Raw genomic sequence first — 12,449 nt, forward strand, 5'->3', positions numbered from 1 at the left:
CAAACGGCCTCTCAAACATTCGAGGCCGTCTGAAAACCTTTTTGAGCATAGCCCGGGCATTTTGACGATGCCCGATTTACCTTACGCTGCATTCCCTTCCAAAAAATCCTGTGCAAACCGTTGCAGCACGCCGCCGGCTTCGTACACCAGCACTTCCTCTGCGGTATCGAGGCGGCAGGTCACGGGGACTTCGACGGTTTCGCCGTTTTTGCGGTGAATGACTAAGGTCAGGTCGCCTCGCGGTTTGCGTTCGCCGACCACGTCGTAGGTTTCCGTGCCGTCCAGTTGCAGGGTGTGGCGGTTGGTGCCGGATTTGAATTGCAGCGGCAAGACACCCATGCCGATGAGGTTGGTGCGGTGGATGCGCTCGAAGCCTTCGGCGGCGATGGCTTCCACGCCCGCCAGCCGCACGCCCTTCGCCGCCCAGTCGCGGCTGGAGCCTTGTCCGTAGTCCGCGCCGGCAATGATGATGAGCGGCTGTTTGCGGTTCATATAGGTTTCGATGGCTTCCCACATGCGCATGGTTTCGCCTTCGGGTTCGACGCGGGCGAGCGAGCCTTGGCGCACGCTGCCGTCTTCGTTTTTCACCATTTCGTTAAACAATTTCGGATTGGCGAAGGTGGCGCGTTGGGCGGTGAGGTGGTCGCCGCGGTGGGTGGCGTAGGAATTGAAGTCTTCTTCGGGCAAACCCATTTTCGCCAGATATTCGCCCGCCGCACTCGCTGCCAGAATCGCGTTGGACGGTGAAATGTGGTCGGTGGTGATGTTGTCGGGCAGAATCGCCAAGGGGCGCATTCCCGTCAGGCTGCGTTCGCCCGCCAGTGCGCCTTCCCAATAGGGCGGACGGCGGATGTAGGTTGACATCGGACGCCAGTCGTACAGCGGACTCGGGGCCTTTTGCGCTTTGCCGGTGTCGAACATCGGTACATACACGTCGCGGAACTGCTGCGGTTTCACATATTCGGCAACGACGGCATCGATTTCTTCGTCGGTCGGCCAAATGTCTTTCAGGCGGATTTCGCGGCCGTCTGAAACGCCGAGTACGTCGTTTTCAATATCGAAACGGATGCTGCCTGCCAGCGCGTAGGCAACGACCAACGGGGGCGAAGCGAGGAAAGCTTGTTTCGCATACGGATGGATACGGCCGTCGAAGTTGCGGTTGCCCGACAGTACGGCGGTGGCGTACAAATCACGGTCGATGATTTCTTTTTGGATTTTCGGATCCAGCGCGCCGCTCATGCCGTTGCAGGTGGTGCAAGCGAAGGCGACGATACCGAAGCCGAGTTTTTCCATTTCAGGCAACAAGCCTGCTTCTTTCAAATAGATTTCAGCCACTTTCGAGCCGGGGGCGAACGAAGATTTCACCCAAGGTTTGCGTTTCAAGCCGAGGCGGTTGGCATTGCGTGCCAAGAGCGCGGCGGCGACAACGTTGCGCGGATTGGAAGTATTGGTACAGGAAGTAATCGCGGCAATAATCACTGCGCCGTCAGGCATTTGGCCGTCTGAAGGCTCTTCGTAAGGTTTAGCCAAGCCTTTGCTGGCCAAATCGGTGGTCGCAAAACGGGCATGCGGGTTGCTCGGGCCTGCCATATTGCGCGTTACGCTGCTCAAATCAAACTTCAACACGCGCGGATAAACGGCGGTTTTCAAGGCATCTGCCCACAAACCTGCGGTTTTGGCATAGGTTTCCACCAATTTCACCTGTGCGTCGTCGCGTCCGGTCAGTTTCAAATAATCAATGGTTTGCTCGTCGATGGCGAACATTGCGGCAGTCGCGCCGAACTCAGGGGTCATGTTGGAAATGGTTGCGCGGTCGCCGATCGACAGGCTTCTTGCACCTTCACCGAAAAACTCGACAAATGCACCAACCACGCGCTCTTTACGCAAGAATTCGGTCAGTGCCAACACGATGTCGGTGGCAGTAATGCCCGGCTGGCGTTTGCCGGTCAGCTCAACGCCGACGATATCGGGTAGGCGCATCATGGACGCGCGACCCAACATCACGGTTTCGGCTTCCAAACCACCCACGCCTACGGAAATAACGCCCAATGAATCGACGTGCGGCGTATGTGAGTCAGTACCGACGCAGGTGTCGGGGAATGCCACGCCGTTTTTGACTTGAATAACCGGAGACATTTTTTCCAAGTTGATTTGGTGCATAATGCCGTTGCCTGCTGGAATCACGTCCACATTTTCAAAGGCGGTTTTTGTCCAGTTGATAAAGTGGAAACGGTCTTCGTTGCGCCGGTCTTCGATTTCGCGGTTTTTGCGGAAGGCATCGGGGTCGTAGCCTCCGCATTCAACGGCCAGAGAGTGGTCGACGATAAGCTGGGTTTGCACCACCGGATTCACTTTGGCAGGATCGCCGCCTTTTTCGGCAATTGCATCGCGCAGACCTGCCAAATCCACCAACGCTGTCTGACCCAGAATATCGTGACACACCACGCGCGCCGGATACCAAGGGAAGTCGATTTCCTGTTTTCCCTCAATCAGCTGGCCCAGCCAGCTTTGCAGCGTAGGCAGGTCGACTTTGTCTGCGCGGTTGACCAAGTTCTCAGCTAAGATGCGGCTTGTATAAGGCAGCTTGTCGTAAGAGCCTGGTTTGATGTCTTCACACGCCTGACGCGCGTCGTAATATTCCAAATCCGTACCGGGCAAAGCTTTACGGTAGCGTTGGTTGGCAGTCATGTCGGTTCTCCTAAATCTATTCTTTTTTTGGTTTTGGGGTTTCAGACGGCCTGTTGATTCGGACCTTCAGGCCGTCTGAAACCATAAATTCGGTTTTATTGCTTGTGATTTGAAATCTATTCGCGGTATGAAAAAAAATTGCCGCTCTGCTACCATCATTCCCGTATAGACGGAAATCCAAACTTAAATCTTTCAGCACTCTTTACAGCAGAACATTTCAACTTTTGAATTTCTGCCTGTATGGGAATGACGACAGCAGAGCAGCATGTTTTCCAAACGGCCGGCTCTCTCTCTCGCATACTGCACTAGGCCGTCGAAAAACGAAAACTTAATTTATTCATTGTTTTCAAACGGCATTTCGAGATGGGGCGGGCTGGCGGCCCACCCTGCTGTTACGCGTATCAGCGGTTTTCAATCTCCACGAATGCCAAATCTTCAGGGCCTGTGTAGTTTGCGCTCGGACGGATGATTTTGCCGTCTTTGCGTTGCTCGAGAACGTGTGCGCTCCAACCGGTTGTACGGGAAATCACGAACAGCGGTGTGAACATAGCGGTCGGTACGCCCAATTTTTGGTAGGAAACGGCGGAGAACCAGTCCAGATTCGGGAACATTTTTTTCTCTTCCCACATCACGCTTTCCAAACGTTCGGCAATGTCAAAGAGGCGCATATCGCCGGTTTCTTTGCTCAAACCGCGTGCCACTTCTTTAATGACAACGTTGCGAGGGTCGGAAATGGTGTACACCGGATGACCAAAACCGATCACGATTTCCTTGCGGCCGATGCGTTCGCGGATGTCGGCTTCGGCTTCATCGGCATTGCGGTAGCGTTTTTGGATGTCGTAAGCAACCTCGTTCGCGCCGCCGTGTTTCGGACCTTTCAACGCGCCGATTGCACCGGTAATGCTGGAGTACATATCAGAGCCTGTACCGGCAATCACGCGGGCGGTAAAGGTGGAGGCGTTGAACTCATGCTCCGCATACAGAATCAGTGAAACGTGCATGGCTTTAATGTGTGATTCGCTTGGACGTTTGCCGTGCAACAGGTGCAGGAAATGGCCGCCGATGGTGTCTTCGTCGCTTTCGACTTCAATGCGTCTGCCGTTGTGCGAATATTGATACCAATACAACAAGATGCTGCCGAGGCTGGCGATCAGTTTATCAGCGATGTCGCGCGCTTCACTTTCCGGATGGCTTTCGCGTTCGGGATGAACGCAGCCCAGCATGGATACGCCGGTACGCATCACATCCATCGGATGGGTATGTGCAGGCAGGCTTTCCAACACTTTAATCACACGGATAGGCAGGCCGCGCATGGATTTGAGCTTGGTTTTATAAGCGGCCAACTCGAATTTGTTGGGCAGATGGCCGTGAATCAGCAGGTGGGCGACTTCTTCAAACTCGCATTTTTGTGCCAAGTCCAAGATGTCGTAACCGCGATAGCTCAAATCGTTGCCGGTACGGCCGACGGTACACAATTCGGTATTGCCCGCCGCAACGCCGGAAAGCGCAACGGATTTTTTCGGTTTGAAAGTCGGGGTTTGAGTAGTTTCAGTCATGGTATTTCTCCTTTGTATTTTTATGGGTTTTATTTTTCAGACGGCCGATGCGGATTTATTGAAAGGCCGTCTGAAAGCGGTTACTTATTTTTGAAACAATTTATCCAGTTTTTGCTCGAAGGCATGATAGTTCAGATGCTCGTACAGCTCGGCACGGGTTTGCATACTGTCAACCACCGCCGCCTGAGTGCCATCGCGCATAATCGCTTCATAAACATTCAAAGCAGCTTTGCTCGCGGCGCGGAACGATGACAGCGGATACAACACCAGCGATACGCCGTTTTCAGCCAGCTCGCTTTGGGTATAAAGCGGCGTTGCACCAAATTCGGTAATGTTCGCCAACACAGGGACTTTCACCGCGTCCGCAAATTGGCGGTACATGTTCAAATCGGTCATGGCCTCAGGGAAAATCATGTCCGCACCGGCTTCCACGCAAGCTTGGGCGCGTTCGATGGCGGCATCCAAACCTTCCACCGCCAGCGCATCGGTACGCGCCATAATCACGAAGTTCTCATCAACGCGGGCATCGACGGCAGCTTTGATACGGTCGACCATTTCATCTTTAGAAACAATGGCTTTGTTCGGACGGTGGCCGCAGCGTTTTTGCGCTACCTGATCTTCGATATGAACTGCTGCAACACCGGCGCGTTCAAAGTTGCGAATCGTACGAGCGATATTGAACGCTCCGCCCCAACCCACATCGATGTCCACCAGCAAAGGCGTATCCACATTGTCCGTAATCCGCCGCGCATCAATCAGCACATCTTCCATTGTAGTAATACCCAAATCAGGAATGCCGCAAGAACAGGCTGCTACGCCGCCGCCAGACAGATAAATCGCCTTGAAACCGCTTTGGGTGGCCAATCGCGCAAAATAAGCATTGACGCAACCGACGACGGCAAGAGGATTCGATTCTTTCACGGCTTGACGGAAACGCGCTCCGGCAGAGTGTTGGCTCATCATATTTCTCCTTTATAGACTTTTATCAGTATCAATCGGCCGGTTCGGTTTTCTCCAAACCAGAAACGAACCGTTTAAAAAGAAACAATCGTTTCAAAAACTGTTTTCAGACGGCCTGTAAAATTTCCATTATCAACCATCTAAAAATTTAAAATCAATAAAAACAAATAGTTATTAAAAATATTGAATACAATAAGGCTGAAGCGGAGGTATTTGTTTTTTAAATATTATTAATCAGTATATGAATGCAACAGGGGAAAGAAGTTTTAAAACCCGAAGTGTTTGTGGGAATGCGGAAACTGGATTCGGGTTGAGAGCCTTCAGACCGCCGCGACTGGCAATAAGCAGACGACGACGGGATCGGCGGAGAGGGGAGAAAATCTATAACAAGAGAGAGTGGTTTGATACAGATTCATGATGATGTTCCTTTGTAGTGCGATGTAGTTTTTATTTATGGAAACAAATTTAAAAAATAAAACCGGTCTTGTCAAACACTTTTTTCAAAAAAATTATAAAAAATTCAGTTATTAATAAACGATTTTTTTGCAACAAACATAAAAAACGGACAGTCCCTACCACATCAAACCCTGATGTAGCCTGGCTTCTGTCCGTTTTGTATTTTTGGTTTATAGTCAGAATGATTGTAAACAATCCATCAAAAAATAATTTATAATTGATTCATTTATAAGGAATTTTTAAATACGTTATCAAAAAAATTAGATTTTTTTAGCCTATGGCCGTTCAGACGGCCTCTATCGGATGGCTACTTCGCGCTAAATGCCGTCTGAAAAGTCTGTTTGCCGACGGTAATATCGGCAGTGTAATCATGGCGGCCTTCGACGCAAAACGGCAAGCGGATTTGCAAAGCCTGCCAGCTTTGCGGAGATCGTTGCGCCAGATTATAGCGGTTGAAGCCCATGTCCATGTTTTTCATACTGAAACTGATACTGACCGCCCCTGTATTTTGCGGAACATTCTCTATCACGATATCAAACGGCTCGTGCGTATTGATGGATGTCGCACGCACTTTTGAACCGTCAGGCAGGACGCAGCCTTGTATTAAATTACATTCGACTACTTTCGTTTTTGATTGCTGTTGCTGCCACCAATCTAAGAGCAGCAGTTTGGCTGCCGCAAACACAATCAGTAAAACAACGGCAATCAAAAGCTTTTGATTTTTACTCATTTCAGACGGCCTCAATGTCATTATCGGTCAAAACGGCATGCGCACCCATACTCTGCCACTGTTCGCGATAAATGGAAACCAGACTTTCCGGAGCTGCCACAATCAGCGGCATCGCCACGCCTTGCGCCAAAATATCCGCAACTTGCCCGGCGGCCGCTTCGTCAGCCACTTTCCAAACAACGGCATCCGCATTTTGCACCTGCCGCCATTGTTCGGCATTTTCAATGATTGGCCACACACTGGACGCTTCTTGCGGCTTGCCTTGTTGCCAATCGGCAAATTCCAGCAATACGGCAGATGCGGTTTGATGAGCCAATCCATATGGCGCAACATGATATTCGCCCATGCTGTTTTGACCGCTGAAGCCGCTTTTCAGACGGCCTTGAAGCCGGCGCGGAATGGATAGGGAGCGTAACAATGCGCTATTGGCTGGCAGCATCGGCGCAACGGTAAAATCCCCTGCTTTTTGCCATGCCCATTTCTGCCCTTCCCTCGATTGGATTTCGCCCGCCCATTGGTCGGCTTCCACCCATAAAAAATGCAGGCGTACATGTGCGTGTTCGTAGGAATGGACTTTGGTCAGCCACGGCGTAGCGGCAAGGATACGGATGCCGAGTTCTTCTTCAAATTCGCGTTGCAAAGCTTGAAAATCGCTTTCGCCGGCTTCCACCTTGCCGCCGGCAAATTCCCAATAGCCGGCATACGGCTTGCCCTCCGGGCGGGAACTGAGCAGGTAGCGGCCGTTTTGGTCGAGCAAAATTCCGGCAACTACTTGCACCAAGGGACGTGTGTCTTCAGTCATCATGAGATTATTCTTAATATGCGGCAGGCGGCGACACCTGCCGATTTATGCGTAAAAAAAACGATGTCGGGCCTATGCGCCCGACTTTTAACAAATATCCAATCCTTCAGGCCGTCTGAAAAGGATGTTCTATTCCAGAATACTTAAATCCGGCCTTATTTTTCCGCAATGACAAAAGCCATGACGGTATCTTCTTCATCGCTCATGCTCAGATGACAGCCGCGGATGCCCTGCTCTTCCAGCCATTTGCTCAAAGCCGGTGCAAAAAACAATTCAGGCTTGCCCAATGCGTCATGCCCGACACCGATATTGCGGAAGGACACCACGCCGCGTATGCCCGTCCCGACGGCTTTGGCAAAAGCCTCCTTGGCGGCAAAGCGTTTGGCAAGATAGTTGACCGGTTTGCCTGCCTGCGGAAACTCCAACAGCTCTTCCGGACTAAGAATGCGTTGCGCAAATGCCAGTCCGAATTTTTTGTTCAGGCGGATAATGCGTTTGAGGGAAACAATATCCGTGCCTATTCCGTAAATCATGGGTCTGCTCCTTGTTTAAATAGTCAGGCCGTCTGAAAATGCGGCTACCGGCCAAAGCAAACCGCTTTAGCCGGTATGGCTGATGCCCTTAAGGCAGCATTCTTGCCCTGAACATGACTTCCTTCATTTGGCGGACCGCTTCAGGCAGGCCGAGGAAGAGTGCTTGGGAAATCAGCGAATGGCCGATGTTCAGCTCGCGAATGGCGAGAATTTTGGCAATCGGCGTAACGTTGTGAATGGTCAGGCCGTGTCCGGCGTTGACGATCAAGCCCAAATCGCTGGCGTAATGCGCACCGTTTTGAATGCGCTCGAATTGTTTCATCTGCTCGGCGTGGCCGTGTGCATCGGCATACGCACCGGTGTGCAACTCGATAACGGGCGCACCGACATCATAAGCGGCTTGGATTTGCGCGTTGTCGGCATCGATAAACAAGGACACGCGGATGCCTGCATCGGTCAGAATTTTAGTGAACTCGGCCACTTTATCCTGTTGCGCCAATACGTCCAAACCGCCTTCAGTGGTCACTTCTTGACGTTTTTCAGGCACGAGGCACACATCTTCCGGCATGACGTTGAGCGCGTTTTCCAGCATTTCTTCCGTCAGCGCCATTTCCAAATTCAGGCGCGTGCGGATGGCGTTTTTAACGGCGAACACGTCCGCATCTTTAATATGGCGGCGGTCTTCACGCAAGTGCATGGTAATCAAATCTGCGCCGTGGGTTTCTGCAATCAGCGCCGCTTCGACAGGGCTGGGATAAATCGTACCACGCGCATTGCGGACGGTGGCAATATGGTCGATGTTTACGCCTAACAACATAATAATGTCCTTTCATTAAAGTTTCAGACGGCCTGAGCCTGCTCATATCACAGGTCGTCTGAAAAAATTCAACTGCCCAAGCCAAACTGCTGCAACTGCTGCAAAACCTGCCGAGACTTGATGCCCTCGGGCAGAAGGTTGTCAATCAAAAGCCGCGTCACTTTCAAAGCCTGCCCCAGACTTTCCTGATGAACGAAACTGCCTTCCCTCAAATCAATTAACGTCGCGCCCAATACGGCAACGCCCTTATTGAGCACATGGAAACGGTCGGCCTCGGCCAGGGGAACCACAGCCTCTTCCGGTGTGAGCCAATAAGTTTCTTCGCCGTTGATTTCATTGCCGTTGCCATCATGGAACAAATCGGGGGCAAAGCCCAAGCGTGTCAGCAGCGTCCATTCAAAACGGCGCAAAGCGGCAATGTGGTTGGCCTCGCAACAAATGGTTTTCATGGTTTCCGCCAAAACATCGTAAAGCTCGGGCAACGGGTCTTCGCGGACGGTCAATTTCAACATCAACTCGTTCACATACAATCCGCTGAACAAAGCCCTGCCCTGCGGCTGCGGCCAACCTCCTATCCATTCGGCGCGATGCAGGGTCTTCAACTCTTGCGAGCCATACCAAGATGCGCTCACCGGTACAAACGGCACCAACACGCCGCGCAATTCGCTCTGCCGTTTGCGCGCGCTTCTGGCCAACAAAGCCACCCGCCCATAACGGCGGCTGAAAGCTTCCACCCACAAGCTGCTCTCGCGCCACGGGGCGGAGGCAAGCAGAAAGATAGGTTCGTGGTTGATGCGGTTTGGTTGCGCCATAAGGGTTTGGAAAGATAAAGATTGTGTCGATTATAACGGAAAATCGATGCAAAAAGGCCGTCTAAAAGTCCGCCTTCTATAAAGGTCGTCTGAAAACCTTTATAATCCGTTTTGAATGAACAACCGACTTTCCTGTGTTTATGTCAAAATTCCCTTTTAAATCCGCCCTTTCCCTGCTCTCCGCAGCCCTATTATCCGCCTGCTCGCTGGTGAAATATCAGCCTCTTTCCGGCATTGATACGGTTGACCTGCAACGCGGCTACCGCTTTGAAACCAGCCGGCTTCAGCACAACGACGAAGACGATACGCTTATTGTGTTGATGTTCTCCGGCGGCGGCACGCGCGCGGCGGCCTTGGGTTATGGCGTGTTGGAGCAGCTTCATAAGCAGCAGATTACCATCGGCGGCAAAAAACAATCTTTGATGTCGAATGTCGATGTAGTGGTCGGCGTATCCGGCGGATCGGTTTTGGCGGCTTATTTTGCACTAAAGGGCGAAGAAACCATTCCCTTGTTTTATAAACGTTTCCTACACCAAAACTTCCAACGCCAAGTCGTCAAACAAGCGTTTTCCATGTCCAACCTGCCCCGACTGGCCTCGCCTGAATACGGACGCGGCGATCTGTTGCAGGAGCAGTTTGAAAACTACCTTTTCGGCAAAACCACTTTCCGCGATTTGGAAAAAAATGCCAAAGGCCCGTTTGCCATCATTTCCGCCACCGATATGGGCATAGGCGAACGCTTCAACTTCACGCAGGAATACTTTGATCCGATGTGTATCGACCTGGGCAACCTCCGCATCGCCCGCGCCGTCGCCGCATCCAGCTCCGTCCCCATGGTCTTTGCACCGATCACCCTAAACAACAACGGCGGACGCTGCAACTACACGCCGCCGATTAAAATCGAAGACGTAGACGACAGTGAAACAGGCAGACAACAAAGCCGCACCATAAAAGAGTTTTACGAGCGATTCCAAAAATACGCAGACGGGAAAAACCGCCCCTACATCCACCTGATAGACGGCGGCCTGACCGACAATCTGGGCATGCGCAGCCTTTTGGATATGACGGAAATGTACCCGGAAAAAATCCTGACAAACAAAATCCTGCAAAACAACATCCGCCATATCGTCGTTATCAACGTCAATGCGCAAAACCAAGTCAGCAGCAATTTGGACAAAACCGCGGCCGTTCCCGGTTTCCGCGACGTTGTCTCCTCCATCGTCAATATCCCCATCGACCAAAACTCGCAAGAATCCCTGCGCCGTTTCCGCGCCTTCGTCGATCAGTGGAATAAAGACAAACAAACCGACGGCATCAGCTTCTCCTTCGTCAGCCTCAACCTCAAAGACCTCCCTCCTTCCGAGTTGAGGGAAAGAGTATTGAACATTCCGACCAGTTTCTATCTGCCACCGGAAGACGTGGACAACCTGCGCACCGCCGCCGCAGAACTGATGAAACAGTCGCTGGACTATCGCAACCTGCTGGCAGAATTCGGAGCGCACCCCAATCCAGACACCATCTTCACAGCCCCGCCTCCGGATGCGCAAGAGTTCAAGCCATTGAACGAAAAGAAAAAGCAGTAGCAAACTGTTCCATAAAGTGCAGCTCTGTTAAAATATATGCTTCATTTTATATTTCAGACGGCCCCGATACATAAGGCCGTCTGAAACACTTAACAATAAATAGAATCTAACCATGACCGAATTAAACACTCCCATCGTTACCGATATTGACCGCCCTATCCTTGTTCCGCCCGGCGGCCATAAAAAAGTCCTGCTGCATTCCTGCTGCGCCCCGTGCAGCGGCGAAGTAATGGAAGCCCTGCTTGCCAGCGGCATCGACTACACCATTTATTTTTACAACCCCAATATCCATCCGCACAAAGAATATATGCTGCGCAAAGAAGAAAACATGCGCTTTGCGGACAAATTCGGCATCCCTTTTGTCGATAAAGACGACGACTACGAAAACGACCGCAAAGAATGGTTCGCCAAAGCCAAAGGCATGGAATTTGAACCCGAACGCGGTATCCGCTGCACCATGTGTTTCGATATGCGTTTTGAAAAAGCGGCCCAATACGCCCATGAAAACGGCTTCCATGTTTTCACCAGCTCACTGGGCATTTCACGCTGGAAAGACATGAAACAGATCAACGGCTGCGGCCATCGCGCTGCCGAGCCGTACGATGACTTGGTTTATTGGGATTTCAACTGGCGCAAAGGCGGTGGCAGCGCACGCATGATTGAAATCAGCAAGCGCGAGCATTTCTACCAACAAGAATACTGCGGTTGCGCCTACTCCCTGCGCGACTCCAATGCCCACCGCAAATCGCAAGGCCGCATCCCCATCAAGCTTGGCGTGTTGTATTACGGTGATGAATCCACCCAATACGAGCCTCAAGCCGAAAACAAAATCATTGTTGAGAAATAAATATCAAAGGCCGTCTGAAACATTCAGACGGCCTTTGTTCAAATCAGACGATTAACGGCTGCGGAATTTACCGTGATCAAAATCATCAAATGCCTGATAAGCAGCTTGGCATTGAATTTTTTGCTCGGCATAAGGTAAACCGCGGAACGCTTTTGCCGCTTTTCGGTTTTCCCTCAACTCGGCCTTGTTGCCTTTGTAGCGATACCAAGCGGCACGGCGCTCAAGGTATCTCTTGCAAGCAGGATGCAATTTGTTTTTCTTCGCATGCTGGTGTTTGCTCACATGATGGCCATGCGGTTTGGCCGCCGCTTCGGTAGAATAAGCACCTAAGCTCAATACGGCAACCGCCGCCAGTGCGGAACCTAAATTTTTCAACATTAACATGATTCGCCTCCTAAATAGTTTTTCCATTATATGTTTCGCCAGGGCACCGGCAAAACGCCCATTTTTTACATGACAAAAATGTGGTTAATTACTACATCATACTACTTGCTTTGCAAAATTTAACACTTCTTCCATTTAGACGAAACCTGAATATAAATTTCTTTATTTCATAAGCCTCTAGCCAATGTCTGGCCAAATGTGATGCAAACGCAAAATAATACCAAATCGCCACAAAGCCACATAAAATCTAGTTTAAGCCTCCCATCCCCTAATCCACACCC

At 51.1% G+C, this 12,449-nt stretch carries 11 protein-coding genes; 2 read left to right on the forward strand and 9 right to left on the reverse strand.

Annotated features, from left to right (window positions below; translation table 11 throughout):
* Nucleotides 1-81: 81 nt before the first annotated feature.
* The 8 genes from acnD to recO all read right to left on the reverse strand — a co-directional run bounded on the left by acnD (nucleotide 82) and on the right by recO (nucleotide 9,354).
* A complete protein-coding gene (acnD, locus tag ACTHRY_RS03005) occupies nucleotides 82-2,688 on the reverse strand; it encodes a Fe/S-dependent 2-methylisocitrate dehydratase AcnD (protein WP_049322353.1) in 2,607 nt (868 codons plus the stop codon).
* Between the two features lie 401 nt (nucleotides 2,689-3,089).
* Nucleotides 3,090-4,244 (reverse strand): bifunctional 2-methylcitrate synthase/citrate synthase, encoded by a 1,155-nt coding sequence (prpC, locus tag ACTHRY_RS03010; RefSeq protein WP_049322354.1) that lies wholly within the window; start codon nucleotides 4,242-4,244, stop codon nucleotides 3,090-3,092.
* Between the two features lie 84 nt (nucleotides 4,245-4,328).
* Nucleotides 4,329-5,204: a methylisocitrate lyase gene (gene prpB, locus ACTHRY_RS03015; RefSeq protein ID WP_036490908.1), complete on the reverse strand. Its 876-nt coding sequence runs from the start codon at nucleotides 5,202-5,204 to the stop codon at nucleotides 4,329-4,331.
* Nucleotides 5,205-5,967: 763 nt separating this feature from the next.
* Nucleotides 5,968-6,390 (reverse strand): hypothetical protein, encoded by a 423-nt coding sequence (locus ACTHRY_RS03020; protein ID WP_049322355.1) that lies wholly within the window; start codon nucleotides 6,388-6,390, stop codon nucleotides 5,968-5,970.
* A 1-nt stretch (nucleotide 6,391) separates the two neighbouring features.
* Nucleotides 6,392-7,192, reverse strand: coding sequence for an NUDIX domain-containing protein (locus tag ACTHRY_RS03025; protein WP_193388254.1), 801 nt, complete (start codon nucleotides 7,190-7,192; stop codon nucleotides 6,392-6,394).
* Nucleotides 7,193-7,347: 155 nt separating this feature from the next.
* Nucleotides 7,348-7,725 (reverse strand): holo-ACP synthase, encoded by a 378-nt coding sequence (gene acpS, locus ACTHRY_RS03030; RefSeq protein WP_003746639.1) that lies wholly within the window; start codon nucleotides 7,723-7,725, stop codon nucleotides 7,348-7,350.
* 88 nt (nucleotides 7,726-7,813) lie between these two features.
* Complete coding sequence (pdxJ, locus tag ACTHRY_RS03035; RefSeq protein WP_049322357.1) at nucleotides 7,814-8,542, reverse strand: pyridoxine 5'-phosphate synthase; 729 nt, start codon at nucleotides 8,540-8,542, stop codon at nucleotides 7,814-7,816.
* A 68-nt stretch (nucleotides 8,543-8,610) separates the two neighbouring features.
* Complete coding sequence (gene recO, locus ACTHRY_RS03040; protein WP_049322358.1) at nucleotides 8,611-9,354, reverse strand: DNA repair protein RecO; 744 nt, start codon at nucleotides 9,352-9,354, stop codon at nucleotides 8,611-8,613.
* 140 nt (nucleotides 9,355-9,494) lie between these two features.
* Between recO and ACTHRY_RS03045 the strand changes: the two genes are divergently transcribed.
* Both ACTHRY_RS03045 and ACTHRY_RS03050 read left to right on the forward strand, forming a co-directional pair.
* Nucleotides 9,495-10,937 (forward strand): patatin-like phospholipase family protein, encoded by a 1,443-nt coding sequence (locus ACTHRY_RS03045; RefSeq protein ID WP_107831918.1) that lies wholly within the window; start codon nucleotides 9,495-9,497, stop codon nucleotides 10,935-10,937.
* Nucleotides 10,938-11,049: 112 nt separating this feature from the next.
* Complete coding sequence (locus ACTHRY_RS03050; protein WP_049322408.1) at nucleotides 11,050-11,784, forward strand: epoxyqueuosine reductase QueH; 735 nt, start codon at nucleotides 11,050-11,052, stop codon at nucleotides 11,782-11,784.
* Between the two features lie 51 nt (nucleotides 11,785-11,835).
* Here ACTHRY_RS03050 and ACTHRY_RS03055 read toward each other — a convergent pair whose 3' ends face one another.
* Complete coding sequence (locus tag ACTHRY_RS03055; RefSeq protein ID WP_049322409.1) at nucleotides 11,836-12,168, reverse strand: hypothetical protein; 333 nt, start codon at nucleotides 12,166-12,168, stop codon at nucleotides 11,836-11,838.
* Nucleotides 12,169-12,449: the final 281 nt, after the last annotated feature.

Origin of the sequence: Neisseria sp. P0004.S004 (genome assembly GCF_051963335.1) — a bacterium.
Taxonomy (GTDB): Bacteria; Pseudomonadota; Gammaproteobacteria; order Burkholderiales; family Neisseriaceae; genus Neisseria.